This window comes from bacterium, assembly GCA_019637795.1.
In the GTDB taxonomy this organism is placed as follows: domain Bacteria; phylum Desulfobacterota; class Binatia; order HRBIN30; family CADEER01; genus JAHBUY01.
On sequence record JAHBUY010000004.1, the window covers coordinates 384,278 to 399,318 of the forward strand.

Below are 15,041 nucleotides of genomic sequence, written 5' to 3' on the forward strand. Positions count from 1 at the left end.
AATCACGCATGGAGTACAGCGTCGAGCAACTGGCGGGCGCGGCCGGGGTGTCCATCGACACCATCCGCTTCTACCAGGCGAAGGGCCTGCTGCCGGCGCCGCGCCGGGCGGGACGGCGGGCGGTGTACGGCACGGCGCACCTCGAGGTGCTGGAGCGGATCAAGCGCTATCAGGCGGACGGCCTGCCGCTGGCGGTGGTCAAGCGACTGCTGACCAGCGGCGCCTCGGGCGCCAAGAAGGCGGCGTTGCTCGAGGCGGTCAGCGCCGAGAGCGGCGAGCCCTCGCTGACCCGCGCCGAGCTGGCGGCGCGCTCCGGCGTTCCGGAGCCGTTCCTGGCCTCGATCGAGGCGGCGGGTCTGCTGGTCCCGGCGCTGGTCGATGGCGAGCCGCGCTACGGCGAGGCCGACCTGCGCATGGCGCGCGCCGGCCTGGCGGTGCTCGGCGCCGGCTTCCCGCTCCCCGAGCTGATGCAGATGGCGCTGCGCCACGCCCAGCACGTCGAGGGGCTGGCCGACGACGCCGTCGCCCTCTTCGACCGCTTCGTGCGCAAGGTCGACGGCGGCGGCGCCGACCCGGAACGCATCGCCGAGACGTTCCGCGAGCTGCTGCCGGCGGTGACGACGCTGGTCGCCCTGCACTTCCAGCGCACGTTGCTGCAGCGCGCCCTCGCCCGCCTGCGCCAACAGCCGGATGCGGCGGCGCTCGAGCAGGCGGTGGCGGTGATCGAATCCGGGCGCCTGGAGGTCGCATGGCGCTGACCCTGCCGCCGCCCGAGGACAAGGCAGCCATGGTCCAGGCGATGTTCGACCGCATCGCCCCGCGCTACGACCTGCTGAACCGGCTGCTCACCCTGCGCCTCGACCAGGGCTGGCGACGGCGCGCGCTCCGCCTGCTCGCCGTCGGCCCGGCCGACCTGCTGGTCGACCTCGGCTGCGGCACCGGCGATCTGTGCGCGCTCGGCCGCGTCGCCGGGGCGCGCGTCGTCGGTGTCGACTTCGCCGCCGGCATGCTCGCCCGGGCGCGCGCCCGCCGCGCCGCCGACGCCCTGGTGCGCGGCGACGCCTGCGAGCTGCCGCTGCGCGACGCCAGCGCCACCGTCGTCACCAGCGCCTTCGCGCTGCGCAACGTCATCTCCATCCCCGCGCTGCTGCGCGAAGCGGCCCGCGTGCTGCGCCCGGGCGGCCGCCTGGGGCTGCTCGAGGTCGACGAGCCGCGCCACCCGCTCAGCCGCTGGGGCCACGCCCTCTACTTCCGCCGCGCCGTGCCGCTGCTCGGCGGCCTGCTCTCCGACCGCGCCGCCTACGCGTACCTGCCGGCCTCGACCGCCTACCTGCCGCCGGAATCCGAGCTGCTGGCGATGCTCGCCGCCGCCGGCTTCCGCCAGCCGCGCAAGCGGCGCCTCGCCGGCGGCATCGCCCAGCTCCTGCTCGCCACGCGCTGATGGATCCCGCCCTCGCCGCGCCATGGCCGCCGCCGCGGGACAGCCTGGCGGAGGCCTGCGGGCTCGCCGCCGCGCGCCGCCGGCCGGTGCTGCTGAGCATCGCCCGCCGGCTCGCCGACCTCCCCGATCCGCTGCCGCTGGTCGCCGCGGCGCGGCGCGCCGGACGCGCCACCGCGCTGCTCGAACGGACCGACGAGGCGATCGCCGGGCTCGGCGTCGCCTGGAGCCACGCCGCCAACGGCGCGCACCGCTTCGCGACCGCCCGCGACGCGGCGGCGGCGCTGTTCGCCGAGGCGGTCGTCGACGGCGACGTCGCGCCACTGGCGATCGCCGCCTTCGCCTTCGCCCCCGCCGCGCCGGGCGGCGACTGGCAGGGCTTCCCGGCGGCGCGCGTGCTGGTGCCGCGCCTCGCCCTCCTCCGCCGCGGCGGGGTGGCGACGCGCATCGTCACCCTGCTGGTCGAACCCGGCGACGCGCCCGACGCCGTCGCGTTCCGCCTGCGCCGGACGCTGGCGCGCCTCGACGAGTGGCGCGCCCGTCCCGCCGCGGCGGCGCATCACCCCTGCTATCGCGCCCGCCCCGCGCCGCACCCGGCGGCGTGGCAGCGCGCCGTCGCCGCCACCGTCGCCGACATCGGACGGGGCCACTTCAGCAAGCTGGTGCTCGCCCGCACCTGCCGGCTCGACGCCGACGAGCCGTTCCCGTGCGCCGCCGCGGCGGCGCGCCTGCGCCGGGCCTATCCGAGCTGCACCACCTTCTGGCTCGGCGGCGCCGGCGGCGACTTCCTGGGCGCGACGCCCGAGTTGCTGGCGCGGGTCGACGGCCGGGCGGTTTCGACGGCCGCGCTCGCCGGCACCGCTCCCCGCGCCACCACGGCCGCCGCCGACGACGCGCTGGCGCGCGCCCTCCTCGCCAGCGACAAGGACCGCCGCGAGCACGCCATCGTCGTCGACGGCATCCGCGCCGCGCTGCAGCCGTTGTGCGAGACGCTGGCCATCGACCCCGTGCCGCAGGTGGTGCGGCTGGCCAACGCGCACCACCTGCGCAGCGCCATCGCCGGCCGGCTGACGGCGCCCGCCCACGCGCTCGACGTCGTCGACCGCCTGCACCCGACGCCGGCGGTGGCCGGCCAACCGCGCGCCGCGGCGCTGGCGGCGCTGCCGGCCCGCGAAGGGCTGGAGCGCGGCTGGTACGCCGGTCCGCTCGGCTGGTTCGATGCCGCCGGCGACGGCGCCTTCGACGTCGCCCTGCGCTGCGCCCTGATCCGCGGCCGGCGCGCCCTGCTGTTCGCCGGCGCCGGCATCGTCGCCGGTTCGGATCCCGAGGCCGAGCTCGACGAGACGCGGCTCAAACTGCAGCCGTTGCTGGCGGCCCTGATGGAGGTGTGATGGAGCCGGCGGTTGCCCCCGCCCCGATGCCGTCGAGCGCCCCAACCTATGCCGCGGTGCGCGCCCTGGTCGACGCCATGGCGCGCGCCGGCCTGCGCGACGTCTGCGTCGCCCCGGGCGCGCGCTCGACGCCGCTGGCGCTGGTGGTGGCGCACGATCCGCGCCTGCGCGTCTGGTCGCACCTCGACGAGCGCAGCGCGGCCTTCTTCGCCCTCGGCCTCGGCCGGGCGACGCGCCGCCCGGCGGCCGTCGTCTGCACCTCCGGCACCGCCGCCGCCAACTTCCTGCCCGCCGTCGTCGAGGCGGCGCAGGCGCGCGTGCCGCTGCTGCTGCTCACCGCCGACCGCCCGCCCGAGCTGCGCGACTGCGGCGCCTTCCAGGCGATCGATCAGCTCGCGCTCTTCGGCCGCTACGCCAAGTGGTTCTGCGAGGTCGGCGAGCCGAGCGCCGGGCGCGCCTACTTCCACGCCGTCGGCAGCCGCGCCGTGGCCGTCGCCGGCGCCGCGCCGCCCGGACCGGTGCATCTCAACCTGCCGCTGCGCGAACCGCTCGGGCCCGACGACCCGCGGGCGCTGCTGCCGGACTCGACCGACGTCGCGCCGCCGCCGACCGCGCTGCTGACGCCGGGGCGTCTGCCCGATCTCGACGCGCTGGACGCCGCGCTCTCCGTCAGCGCCCGCGGCGTCATCGTCTGCGGGCCGCTCGACGCCGACGGCGAAACCCGCGCCGCCATCGCGGCGCTGGCGGCGGCGCGCGGCTGGCCGCTGCTGGCCGACGCGACGGCGCAACTGCGCGACGGCGACCACGATCGCTCGCACGTCATCGCCGCGTACGACGCCCTGCTGCGGGATGCGGCGACGGCGCGCCGTCTGGCCCCCGCGGTCGTCCTGCGCATCGGCCCGCTGCCGATCTCGAAGGCGCTGCTGACCTGGCTGCGCGACCTCCCCGACTGCCGGCAGGTGGTGGTCGATCCGTCGGCCGGCTGGGACGATCCGTTGCAGCGCGCGACGGCCATCGCCCACGCCGACGTGGCGCCGCTCTGCCGCGCCCTGGCGGCGCGCGGCGGGCTGGCGCGCGAGCCGCGGTGGCTCGCCGCCTGGCGCCGCGCCGATGCCGCCGCCACCGCGGCGGTGGCGCGCCAGCTCGCCGCCGACGACGCCTGCTTCGAGGGCAGCGTCGTCGCCGCGCTCGCCGCCGAGCTGCCCGCCGGCGCGACGCTGATGGTCGGCAACAGCATGGCGACCCGCGACCTCGACACCTTCTGGTCCGGCGCCGAGCGCGCCGTGCGCGTGCTGTGCAACCGCGGCGCCAACGGCATCGACGGCTTCGTCTCGACCGCGCTCGGCGTCGCCGCGGCGAGCCCCGGCCCGACCGTGGCGCTCACCGGCGATCTCGGCTTCCTGCACGACCTCGGCGGCCTGCTGGCGGCGGCGCGGCATGCGCTGCGGGCGGTGTTCGTGGTCTGCAACAACGACGGCGGCGGCATCTTCTCCTACCTGCCGCAGGCCGACGGCAGCCCGGCGTTCGAGCGCCTCTTCCGCACCCCGCACGGCCTCGACCTGCGCGGCGGGGTCGAGATGTACGGCTGCGCCTTCCGTCGCGCGACCTCGCGCGACGCCGTCGCCGCCGCGCTGCGCGCCGCCCTCGCCGCGCCGGGCGTCACGGTCATCGAGGTGCCGATCGCGCTCGCGGGCAGCGTCGCGCGGCACCGGCGGATCTGGGCCGCCGCCGGCGCGGCGGCGCGCGCCGCCCTCGCCGGGAGCGACCCGCCGGCGCGCGCGGGGGTGCCGCGCGCACTGGCGGCGAACGGCGTCCGCTACGCGGTGCGCGAGTGGGGCGACGGACCGCCGCTGCTGCTGCTGCACGGCTTCACCGGCAGCGGCGCGCTGTGGGAGGAGCACGCGCGCCGGCTCGCCGCGCGGTTCCATGTCGTCGCCCCCGACCTGCTCGGCCACGGCGACAGCGACGCGCCGGCCGACGCCGCGCGCTACGCGATGCGACGCGCCGTCGACGACCTGGCGGCCCTGCTCGATGCGCTGGCGCTCGAGCGCGTCCACCTGCTCGGCTACTCGCTCGGCGGCCGACTGGCCCTCGCCTTCGCCGTCGAGCAGCCGGCGCGCGTCGCCTCGCTGATCCTCGAAGGCGCGTCCCCCGGCATCGCCGATGCCGACGAGCGCGCCGCCCGTCGCGCCGCCGACGCGCAGCTCGCGGAGCGCCTCGAGCGCGACGGCCTGCCCGCCTTCGTCGACGTCTGGATGGCGCAGCCGCTGTTCGCCACCCAGGCCAGGCTGTCGCCGGCGGCGCGCGCCGCGGCGCGCGCCGCGCGCCTGCGCCAGCGCCCCGCCGGCCTCGCCGGCGCGCTGCGCGGCATCGGCGCCGGCAGCCAGCCCTCGTACTGGCACCGCCTGCACGAGCTGGCGATGCCGGTGCTGCTCCTGGCCGGCGCCCACGACGCCAGGTTCCAGGCCATCGCGCGCGCGATGCGCGCGCGCATCCCCCAGGCCGTGTCGCGGATCGTCCCCGACGCGGGCCACACCACGCATCTCGAGAACCCGGCGGCGTTCCAGCGCCTGGTCCGCGACTTCCTCGCGGCAGCCGACGCCGCCCCGTCACTGTCCGCCGCCGGCTGAGGGCCGCGGTCGACAGCGGAGAACCCCATGTCCATCGAGTGGAAACCCCGCCGCGCCTACACCGACATCCGCTACGAGGTCGGCGAGGGCATCGCCAAGATCACCATCAACCGCCCCGAGGTGCGCAACGCCTTCCGGCCGCAGACCGTGATGGAGCTGCTCGACGCCTTCGCCGCGGCGCGCGAGGACCGCGCGGTCGGCGTCATCATCCTCACCGGCGAGGGTCCGGACGCCTTCTGCTCCGGCGGCGACCAGCGGGTGCGCGGCGCGGCCGGCTACGTCGGCGACGACGGCGTGCCGCGCCTCAACGTCCTCGACCTGCAGCGCCTGATCCGCGCCATCCCCAAGCCGGTCATCGCCATGGTCGCCGGCTACGCGATCGGCGGCGGCCACGTCCTGCACCTGGTCTGCGATCTCACCATCGCCGCCGACAATGCCCGCTTCGGCCAGACCGGACCGCGCGTCGGCAGTTTCGACGCCGGCTACGGCGCGACGCTGATGGCGCGCATCGTCGGCCACAAGAAGGCGCGCGAGATCTGGTACCTCTGCCGCCAGTACGACGCGCAGCAGGCGCTGGCGATGGGCCTGGTGAACGCCGTCGTGCCGCTGGCGCGCCTGGAGGAGGAGACGGTGCAGTGGGCGCGCGAGATGCTCGCCAACTCGCCGATGGCGCTGCGCTGCCTGAAGGCCGCCTTCAACGCCGATACCGACGGCCTGGCCGGTCTGCAGGAGCTGGCCGGCAACGCGACCCTGCTCTTCTACATGAGCGAGGAAGGCCAGGAGGGGCGGAACGCGTTCCTGGAGAAGCGGCCGCCCGACTTCTCGAAGTATCCGCGCCTGCCGTGAGCCGCGGCGACGGAGCAGCGATGACGGATCCGGCCGCCCACCCCTGGCTGCTCGCCATCCGCCCGAGAACGCTGAGCGCCGCGGTGGCGCCGGTGCTGGTCGGTTCGGCGATCGCGGCGCGCGCCGGGGGGTTCCGCGCCGGTCCGGCGGCGGCGGCGCTGAGCGGCGCGCTGCTGCTGCAGATCGCCGCCAATCTCGCCAACGACGTCGACGATTTCGAGCGCGGCGCCGATACCGCGGCGCGCCGAGGGCCGATCCGCGTGACGCAGAGCGGGCTGCTCCCGGCGCGGCAGGTGCGGACCGCGCAGTGGCTCGCCTTCGCCCTCGCGGCGCTGGTCGGGCTCTACCTGATCGCGACCGCCGGCTGGCCGGTCGCCGTGCTCGGCGCCGCCGCCGTCGCCGCCGCCTGGGCCTACACCGGCGGGCCGTGGCCGCTCGGCTATCACGGCCTGGGCGAGGTCTGCGTCTTCCTCTTCTTCGGCGTCGCCGCGGTGGTCGGCACGACCTACGTGCAGACCGCCGCCCTCGATCCGCTGGCGCTGCTCGCCGCCCTGCCGGTGGGCGCGCTGATCACCGCCATCCTGGTGGTCAACAACACCCGCGACGCCGACACCGACCGCGCCGCCGGCAAGCGGACGCTGGCGGTGCGCCTCGGCACGGCGGCCGGCCGGGTCGCATACGCGCTGCTGCTCGGCTTCGCCTATCTCGTCCCGCTGCTGCTGTGGACGCGCGGCTGGACGTCCCCCTGGGTGCTGCTGCCGCTCGCCACCCTGCCGCTCGCCGGGCGCCGCGTCGCCGACATGGGACGCGCCGCCGACGGCCCGGCGTTCAATGCGCTGCTCGCGGCGACCGCGCAGTTGCAACTCGGGTTCGCGGTCCTGTTCGCCGCCGGCCTGTTGCGATGAGCGGGACGGCGCGCGCCACGCCGTTCGCGCTGCCGCTCGTCCGTCCGCTGCGCATCGCCGGCGTCGCCGTGGCGGCGCGCTTCGGCACCCTGTTCGAGCTCGGCCGCGGCTGCGGCGAAGCGAGCGCGCGTCCGGGAGCGGCACCGCCGGACGTCGTCAGCGCCGCCGCCCGGCGCGCCGCGCTCGAGTGCGCGGCCCTCGACGACCGGGCGCGGGCCGCCGGCGTGCCGCTGGCGGCGCTGCTCGGCGGCGTGCGCCGCCGGCGCATTCCGCTCAACGCCCTGCTCGCCGCCGGCGACCCCGAGGCGGCCGCCGCCGAGGCCGCGGCATGGGTGCGGCGCGGCGTCCGCTGCCTCAAGCTGAAGCTCGACCCGACGGATCTCGCCGGCGAGCGGCGGCGATTGGCCGCCGTCCGCGCCGCGGTCGGCCCGGCGGTCGCGCTGCGCGCCGACGCCAACGCGGCGTGGTCGGTGGACGACGCGATCGCGGCGCTGCGGGCGCTCGCCGCATACGACCTCGAGTACGTCGAGCAGCCGGTGGCGGACATCGCCGGCCTGGCGGCGGTGCGCCGCGCCGTCCCGGTGGCCATCGCCGCCGACGAATCCGCCGCCGACCTGGCAGGCGTGGAGCGGCTCATCGCCGCCGCGGCGGCCGACGTGATCGTCATCAAACCGGCGTGGCTGGGTCTGCGCGACAGCATCGCCGTCGCGCGCCGCGCCCGCGCCGCCGGGCTCGGCGTGACGGTGACCTCGGCGCTCGACGCGAGCGTCGGCATCGCCGCCGCGGCGCAGGTGGCGGCGGCGATCGAGGGACCGCTGCTGGCCTGCGGGCTGGCGACGGCGGCGCTGCTGGCAAGCGACCTGGTGCGGTCGCCGCTGGCCATCGCCGACGGCGCGCTGGTGGTGCCCGAGGCACCCGGGCTGGGCGTCGAGGTCGACGCCGCGGCGCTGGCGCGGGCGCAGATGGGGACGGCGTATGCGGTCGATGCCGAGGCCATCCCACGATCCCGACGCCGCGCGGCGCCGCCCCCGACCGCGGCGCCGGCCGCGCGTTCGCTCCTGGCCGAGCGGGCGGCGACGCATGGCGAACGCGTCGCGCTCGAGGACGGCGAGCGGACGCTCACCTTCGCGGCGCTGCACCGGCGCGCCGCCGCGGTGGCGGCTCGGCTCGCGACCGCCGGCGTCGGCGGCGGCGAGCGCGTCGGGCTGCTGCTCGGCGATCGCCTCGCCTTCGCCGTCTGGCTGCACGGCATCGCCCACCGCGGCGCGGTGGCGGTGCCGCTCGGCGAGCGGCTGACCGCGGCGGAGCTGGAACGACAGTTGCGCGCGGCGCCGTGCCGGGCGCTGATCACCGACGGCGACACCGACGCGCTGGCGCGCGCGTTGCCGGATGCGCTGGTCGGCGCGCGCCTGGCCGGGTCCGACATCGGCAGCGGCAACGCGCCCGCGGCGCCCTTCGATCCCGCGGCGCCGCACAGCATCGTCTTCACCTCCGGCAGCAGCGGGGCGCCGAAGCCGATCGCGCTCACCGCCGGCAACCACTACTGGAGCGCGCTCGGCTCGGCGCTGGCGCTCGGCGTGCGCGACGACGACCGCTGGCTCGCCTGCCTGCCCCTGCACCACGTCGGCGGCCTCGCCATCCTGATGCGCGGCCTGGTGTCGGCGCTCCCGGTGGTGTTGCAGCCGCGCTTCGACCCGGCGGCGGTGAATGCCGCCATCGACGGCGCCGGCATCTCGCGCCTCTCGCTGGTGCCGACCATGCTGCAGCGGGTGCTCGAGGCGCGCGGCGCGCGCCCCTTCCCGCCGCGTCTGCGCACCGTGCTGCTCGGCGGCGCGCCGGCGCCGCGCGCGCTGCTCGCGGCGTGCGCGCGCCGCGGCGTGCCGGTGGTGACCACCTACGGCATGACCGAGGCGGCGTCGCAGATCGCGGTCGACGGCCGGCCGCTGCTCGGCGTCTCGATCCGGGTGCGGCGCGACGGGGCGCTGGCGCCGCCCGGCGTGGTCGGAATCGTCGAGATCGACGGCCCGGTGGTCAGCCCGCTCGCGCGCGACGGCGAGGGCTGGCTGGCGACGCGCGACCTCGGCGTCCTGGCGGCCGACGGCCGCCTGGCGATCGTCGGCCGCGCCGACGACGTCATCATCAGCGGCGGCGAGAACGTGCACCCGCGCGAGGTCGAGGAGGCGCTCGAGAGCCATCCCGGAATCGCCGAGGCCTGCGTCTTCGGCCTCCCCGATCCGATCTGGGGCGAGATCGTCGCCGCCTGGGTGCGGCCGCTGACGGCGCCGGGTCCCGACCCCGGGGCGCTGCTCGCCCACGCGCGGGCGCGGCTGGCGAGCGGCAAGGTGCCGCGCCGGCTGCGCGTGGTCGCCGACTTCCCGCGCTCGCCGGCCGGCAAGATCCTGCGCCGCGCGGTGCGCGCCGCGGCGCGCTGACGGCGCGGCGACCGCGGCCCGGGCGCGGACCCCACGTTGCCGCCGCTCGCGGCGTGCGCTTTATTCGGCCGGCGCGGATCTGGGCAACCCGCCGGACGCGGAGGTGGCATGAGCAAGCACTCGGTGGTGTGCATCCCAGGCGACGGCATCGGCCCGGAGGTGATGACGGCCGTGCAACGCATCCTCGCGGCGGCCGACGCGCCGCTCGAGTGGGTCGAGCGCCAGGCCGGCCTGGCGGCCCTCGCGGAGAGCACGGACGTCCTGCCGGCCGCGACCCTGGAGGCGATCGAGCACTGCGGCGTCGCCCTCAAGGGCCCGTGCACGACGCCGGTGGGCGAGGGCTTCACCTCGGTCAACGTGCAGTTGCGCAAGCGCATGACGCTGTACGCGGCGGTGCGGCCGGTGCGCAATCTGGCCGGGGTGCAGACGCGCTTCGACGGCGTCGACCTGATCATCATCCGCGAGAACACCGAAGGGCTCTACAGCGGCATCGAGAACCAGATCACCGATGACGCGGTGATGAGCATGAAGGTGGCGACCCACACCGCCTGCACCCGCATCGCCCACTGGGCGTTCCGCTTCGCCACCCGCCGCCAGCGGCGCAAGATCACCGTCTTCCACAAGGCCAACATCATGAAGATGACCGACGGCCTGTTCCTGCGCGAAGCGCGGCGGGTGCACCAGCGCGAGTACCCGAACATCGACTACCAGGAGATGATCATCGACGCCGGCTGCATGAAGCTGGTGCAGGATCCGACCCAGTTCGACGTGCTGCTGCTCGAGAACCTGTACGGCGACGTGGTCAGCGACCTGTGCGCCGGGCTGGTCGGCGGCCTCGGCGTCGTTCCCGGCGCCAACTACGGCGATCGCCATGCGGTCTTCGAAGCGGTGCACGGCTCGGCGCCCGACATCGCCGGCAGCGGCATCGCCAATCCGCTGGCGCTGCTGATGTCAGCGGTGATGATGCTCAACCACCTCGCCGACGAGCGCGACGACCCCCGTTGCCGGCAGGTCGGGGAGCGGATCAAGCGCGCCTACGACGGCGCCCTCGAGGCGGGAGAGAAGACCCGCGACCTCGGCGGCTCGCTCGGCACCGACGGCTTCGCCAACGCCGTCATCCGCCGCCTCGCCGGTTGACCGGTCCCGCCGACCGCCCACGGCCGGTGCCGCAGCGCGTCCACGGCGGTACGCCGGGTGGCGCACAATCGTCCGGCGGCGGCGGCGGCGGGCGTGTCCTTCCCGACGCCAGGGCTGGCGCCGAACTTGCTGATCCCCGCCCTCCGTGGACGAGGACTCCCCGCTCGACAGCGCCTATCGGAACGAGAGCGAGCACCTGGTCGCCGACCGCCTGCCGCTGACCGTGGGCCTCTGCCTCGGGCTGTTCGGGCTGGCCGGGATCTTCGAGTACCTGCTCTACGACGACCACTGGCCGGTGTTCCTGGCCATCTACCCGCTGGAGGTGGCGGTCTTCGTGCCGTTGCTGATGTGGCGGCGCGAGCTGGTGCGGCGCGGCTGGCTGTCGGCGGTCAACATCCTCGCCTGGTCGGCGCTGATGATCCTGGTGCACGTCTACGGCTGGATCGCCGGGATGCCGCCCGAGCTGACGTTGCTGGCGGCGATCTGCCTGATGACCGGCGTCTCGCTGCTGCTGCCCTGGGGCCTGCGCGGGCAGAGCGTGCTGGTGGCGGTGGCGCTGATCGCCAGCGCCGCGCTGCTGGCGGCGACCCCGGCCTCGGCGGTGCCGGCCCCCTACCTGCTGTTCGTCAGCGCCGCGGCGGCGGCGGTGTCGCTGTTCGGCGCCCACCACCTCGACCTCTACCGCTTCGCCATCTTCTGCGAGGCGACGCGGCGCGAGGAGGAGGCGGCGGTCGGCCAGAGCCTGGTGGCGATCGCGCGCGAGATCAACGACTCGCTCGACGCCGACGACGTGCTCGACCGCATCGCCGACGCCATCCGCAGCGCCCTGCACGCCAGTTGGAGCGTCATCATCCTGCGCGACGCGCAGGGCGGACACCTGATCGTCGGCACCGCCGGCCGCGTGCCGGGCGCGATCGCCAGCCTGCGCGGCGTCGAGTTCGACGCCGGCGCCTTCCCGCTGGTCGACCGCATCCTCGACGCGCGCGATCTGTCGCTCAGCGACGAGGACGCCGACAGCGAGACGGCGGCGCTGCTGCAGCGCTGGGAGACGCGCTCGCTGCTCGGCGCCGCGCTGTCGCGTCGCGACGCCGTCATCGGCGTCGTGCTCGCCGGCACCCGCGCCGGCGCGGCGCGCTTCGCCGACCGCGGGCGCGAGTTGGTGCGCGGCGTCGCGCAGCACGTCGCGATCGCGCTCAACAACGTCCGCCTGGTCAGCGACCTGCGGCGCGCCGACAGCCTCAAGACCGAGTTCCTGTCGACCATGTCGCACGAGCTGCGCACGCCGCTGAACGTCATCATCGGCTACGCCGACCTGTTGCGCGACGAGGCCTTCGGGCCGGTGATCGGCGATCAGCAGGACGTGCTCCGCCGGCTGCGCGACAACGCCCACTCGCTGCTCGAGCTGATCAACGCCACGCTCGAGGTGAACCGCATCGAAGCCGGCCGCAGCGGCCTGCAGCTCCGCGAGGTCGACCTGCGCACGCTGCTCACCGAGCTCCAGTACGAGACCGACGCGCTGCCGCGGCAGCCGGGGGTGGCGCTGCGCTGGGAAGTGCCGCGCAACGCCGATCTGATCCGCACCGACCCGATGAAGCTCAAGATCGTCGTCCGCAACCTGGTCGGCAACGCGCTCAAGTTCACCAAGCGGGGCGCCGTCACCGTGTCGGTGCTGTTCGACGCCCGCGCCCGCCTGCTCGACGTCCAGGTGCGCGATACCGGGGTGGGGATCCCGAGCGAGCACCTGCCGCACATCTTCGACATGTTCCACCAGGCGCCCAGCGATGCCGCGACCAGCGGCGTCGGCCTCGGCCTCTACATCGTCCGCCGCTTCGTGGAGCTGCTCGGCGGCCGGGTCAGCGCCAGCAGCCGCCCGGGCGACGGCTCGATCTTCCGCCTGTCCCTGCCCGCCGGCGTGGTGATGCAGCCGCAGCCGGTGTCGATCGAGGAGCACCGGCGCCGCAGGAGCGCCTGAGCGGAGGCCATGCGACCCGCCGGGAGGCCAGGCGTGGTCGCCGCAACCGGCCGCTGATCGTCGGCGGTCGTTGGCGTCCGGAACGCGCCGCCGGGCAGGGCGCGCCCACTGCTCACGCCGTCTCCGGCTTCCCCATCACCATGCGGGCCACGCGCCGGCCGATCTCGACCGCGTAGTTGGTGCCGCGGTCCCACGGGTAGACCTGGCTCATGCTGGCCAGCCACAGGCCGGGCAGCGGCGTCTTGATCGCCGGGATGTTGCGCGAGTGGTTGCGCAGCGGGATGGGCTGGGCGTACTCGGTACGCCAGACCCAGTGCTGCTTCACCCAGCCGCGGTCGAAGGACGGGTTGAAGCGCGACAGCGACGGCAGGAAGCGCTCGAGCAGCGCGTCGGCCGAGAGCTGGAAGTACTCGTGGCCGGGCGGCAGGTAGTCGCCGCAGTACAGGATGTGGTCGCCGCCGTAGTGCTCGGGGGGCAGGAAGTTGGTGTGCTCGACCAGTGCCAGGTAGGGGAAGCCCGCCTCCTTGGGGAGGTTGAACCAGTAGTAGTCGGTGAGGCGCTGGCGCAGCGTGATCACCATCACCACGGCGCCGAGGCTCTTCAGGTTGGTGAGCTGGGCGCTGTACGCGGCGGGGAGCTGCGGCGCCATGCGCGCCAGGGCGCGCGGCGCGGTGGTGGCGATGCAGTGGTCGACCACCAACGGCCCCTCGGGCGTGGTCACGGTCAGGGTCCCGTCCGGATTGGTGGCGATCTGCGCGATCGGCGCCTCGAGGGCGATCGTCGCGCCCGCGGCCCGTACCCGATCGGCGAGCAGGTCGAGGAAGGCCTGGAAACCGCCCTCGAAGGTGCCGAGGCGCATCGTCCGCGATTTGATGCGGGCCCACAGCCAGGCGAGGTTGATGTCCTTGTAGTGCTCCTCGCCGAACTTGCCGACCAGCATCGGCCGCCACACCGCGTCGTAGGCGCGCCACCCGAGCCAGCGCTGCAGCCACTCGTGCGCGGTGTGCTTCTCCAGCGCGATGCCGTTGGGCAGCGCCTTGAAGTAGGCGCCGACGGCGCCGAAGCGGACGACATCGAGCCAACTGAAACCGGGGAAGGTGATCCAGCGCCGCGGCGAGTCGAAGGGATAGAACCTCCCCTCGTGGTAGACGACGGTGGTCGGCCGCGGGAAGATCACCTTGTCCCTGGCGCCCAGCTCGTCGATCAGGCCGAGGATGTCGGCATCGGACTGGAACCAGTGGTGGTAGAATTTCTCCAGCGTCCAGTCCCAGTGGTCGGCCTTGAATCCGGCGGCGAGCCCGCCGACGCGGTTCGCGGCCTCGAACACGGTGACGGAATGACCGGCCCTGGTCAGGTCGTATGCGGCGGCGAGGCCGGCGGCGCCGGCACCGATGATCGCGATCTTCATGCGACCTCCACCGTTATCGCGCTGGTCACGGCCCTTTCAACACGACGGCGCGAACGCGGAGCGGCGCGGCATTGCCCGGCCATGTCGTCGACACGGCTGGAGTCGTGGGCGAACGGCGGTTCGCTGTCACGCCGTTTGCCGTGAGACCGGACGCCAGCGCCCGCGGCGGGACGGGACAGCGGGTGAGCGTCATGACGCCACCGGCGGCGAGGTTCGGAACGCCCGCCGGCCAACCGCCTCACGGCGCGACCGCCCGCGGTGCCGGCCCGGCTCCGGTTCGCCGCGGACGCCGCGGGCGCGCTCCCTCGCCCGGCGCGGCCGAGGTCTGCTACGTCGGACGCAGCAGCGAGGAGCGACGTTGGTGACCAAGACCATCGAAGGCGGCTGTCTGTGCGGCGCGGTGCGGTATCGCATCCAGGGTGAGCCGCTCGTCAGCACGACGTGCCAGTGTCGGACCTGCCGCAAGGCCTCGGCAGCGGCCATCGTGCCGTGGCTGCATCTCGATGCGGCGAATTTCTCGTTCACCGCGGGCAGGCCGGTCGAATTCACGTCGTCGCCCCCGGTCACGCGCACCTTCTGCGGACGCTGCGGCACGCCGTTGACCTACTGGACCACGGACTACGGGCCGGCGATCGACGTCACGACCAACAGCCTCGATGACCCGGAGGCGTTTCCGCCCGTCGCCCACGTCTGGACCAGTCACAAGCTGCGCTGGGTCGAGCTCGCGGACGGGCTGCCGTGCCTCGACGAAGGTCCGCCATCGGCATAGCCCGCGCCGTCCGGCCCCGATCCGACACGGCGCCCTGCCATCCGAGCAGAGACGCGGTTGACGCGCGAAGGCGCCGGGTGGCCTCGGCCCGCCCCCTGGCGGCTGGCCGGGCA

Annotated in this window: 11 protein-coding genes; 10 read left to right on the plus strand and 1 reads right to left on the minus strand. The window is 75.4% G+C overall.

All coding sequences use genetic code 11. The features are described 5' to 3' along the window. Positions 1 to 8: 8 nt before the first annotated feature. The 9 genes from KF840_15695 to KF840_15735 all read left to right on the plus strand — a co-directional run bounded on the left by KF840_15695 (position 9) and on the right by KF840_15735 (position 12,751). The gene (locus tag KF840_15695; protein MBX3026351.1) at positions 9 to 758 is read left to right on the plus strand and encodes a MerR family transcriptional regulator; all 750 of its coding nucleotides are present in this window, start codon (positions 9 to 11) and stop codon (positions 756 to 758) included. Further along, entirely contained in the window at positions 749 to 1,441 is a 693-nt protein-coding gene (locus KF840_15700; protein ID MBX3026352.1) for a ubiquinone/menaquinone biosynthesis methyltransferase, read from the plus strand. Before KF840_15695 ends, KF840_15700 begins: the two co-directional genes overlap by 10 nt. Further along, positions 1,441 to 2,829 carry an isochorismate synthase gene (locus tag KF840_15705; GenBank protein MBX3026353.1) on the plus strand — a complete coding sequence of 463 codons (1,389 nt, stop codon included), beginning with the start codon at positions 1,441 to 1,443 and terminating at the stop codon, positions 2,827 to 2,829. Before KF840_15700 ends, KF840_15705 begins: the two co-directional genes overlap by 1 nt. Next, on the plus strand, positions 2,829 to 5,459 hold the full coding sequence (gene menD, locus KF840_15710; protein MBX3026354.1) for a 2-succinyl-5-enolpyruvyl-6-hydroxy-3-cyclohexene-1-carboxylic-acid synthase: 2,631 nt from the start codon (positions 2,829 to 2,831) through the stop codon (positions 5,457 to 5,459). The genes KF840_15705 and menD overlap by 1 nt, the downstream gene beginning before the upstream one ends. A 27-nt stretch (positions 5,460 to 5,486) precedes the next feature. Next, on the plus strand, positions 5,487 to 6,305 hold the full coding sequence (gene menB / locus KF840_15715; protein ID MBX3026355.1) for a 1,4-dihydroxy-2-naphthoyl-CoA synthase: 819 nt from the start codon (positions 5,487 to 5,489) through the stop codon (positions 6,303 to 6,305). A 20-nt stretch (positions 6,306 to 6,325) separates the two neighbouring features. Beyond that, on the plus strand, positions 6,326 to 7,210 hold the full coding sequence (locus KF840_15720; protein ID MBX3026356.1) for a 1,4-dihydroxy-2-naphthoate polyprenyltransferase: 885 nt from the start codon (positions 6,326 to 6,328) through the stop codon (positions 7,208 to 7,210). After that, positions 7,207 to 9,642, plus strand: a complete 2,436-nt coding sequence (locus KF840_15725; protein ID MBX3026357.1) for an AMP-binding protein — start codon at positions 7,207 to 7,209, stop codon at positions 9,640 to 9,642. Before KF840_15720 ends, KF840_15725 begins: the two co-directional genes overlap by 4 nt. Before the next feature lie 108 nt (positions 9,643 to 9,750). Beyond that, on the plus strand, positions 9,751 to 10,779 hold the full coding sequence (locus KF840_15730; GenBank protein MBX3026358.1) for an NAD-dependent isocitrate dehydrogenase: 1,029 nt from the start codon (positions 9,751 to 9,753) through the stop codon (positions 10,777 to 10,779). Positions 10,780 to 10,924: 145 nt separating this feature from the next. Beyond that, positions 10,925 to 12,751, plus strand: coding sequence for a HAMP domain-containing histidine kinase (locus tag KF840_15735; GenBank protein MBX3026359.1), 1,827 nt, complete (start codon positions 10,925 to 10,927; stop codon positions 12,749 to 12,751). 112 nt (positions 12,752 to 12,863) lie between these two features. Here the strand turns inward: KF840_15735 and KF840_15740 are convergent, their stop codons facing one another. Beyond that, positions 12,864 to 14,159, minus strand: a complete 1,296-nt coding sequence (locus KF840_15740; protein MBX3026360.1) for an NAD(P)/FAD-dependent oxidoreductase — start codon at positions 14,157 to 14,159, stop codon at positions 12,864 to 12,866. On the opposite strand from KF840_15740, the gene KF840_15745 reads away from it, so the two are divergent. Then, entirely contained in the window at positions 14,158 to 14,928 is a 771-nt protein-coding gene (locus KF840_15745; GenBank protein MBX3026361.1) for a GFA family protein, read from the plus strand. The two genes, KF840_15740 and KF840_15745, sit on opposite strands and share 2 nt — an antisense overlap. Positions 14,929 to 15,041 lie beyond the last annotated feature (113 nt).

What these genes read in the sequence shown, in the direction of transcription:
- menB (MBX3026355.1), top strand. Translation starts at nt 5,487, where the DNA reads ATGTCCATCGAGTGGAAACCCCGCCGCGCCTACACCGACATCCGCTAC.
- KF840_15740 (MBX3026360.1), bottom strand. Translation starts at nt 14,159, where the DNA reads ATGAAGATCGCGATCATCGGTGCCGGCGCCGCCGGCCTCGCCGCCGCA.
- KF840_15720 (MBX3026356.1), top strand. Translation starts at nt 6,326, where the DNA reads ATGACGGATCCGGCCGCCCACCCCTGGCTGCTCGCCATCCGCCCGAGA.
- KF840_15700 (MBX3026352.1), top strand. Translation starts at nt 749, where the DNA reads ATGGCGCTGACCCTGCCGCCGCCCGAGGACAAGGCAGCCATGGTCCAG.
- KF840_15695 (MBX3026351.1), top strand. Translation starts at nt 9, where the DNA reads ATGGAGTACAGCGTCGAGCAACTGGCGGGCGCGGCCGGGGTGTCCATC.
- KF840_15705 (MBX3026353.1), top strand. Translation starts at nt 1,441, where the DNA reads ATGGATCCCGCCCTCGCCGCGCCATGGCCGCCGCCGCGGGACAGCCTG.
- menD (MBX3026354.1), top strand. Translation starts at nt 2,829, where the DNA reads ATGGAGCCGGCGGTTGCCCCCGCCCCGATGCCGTCGAGCGCCCCAACC.
- KF840_15730 (MBX3026358.1), top strand. Translation starts at nt 9,751, where the DNA reads ATGAGCAAGCACTCGGTGGTGTGCATCCCAGGCGACGGCATCGGCCCG.
- KF840_15725 (MBX3026357.1), top strand. Translation starts at nt 7,207, where the DNA reads ATGAGCGGGACGGCGCGCGCCACGCCGTTCGCGCTGCCGCTCGTCCGT.
- KF840_15745 (MBX3026361.1), top strand. Translation starts at nt 14,158, where the DNA reads ATGCGACCTCCACCGTTATCGCGCTGGTCACGGCCCTTTCAACACGAC.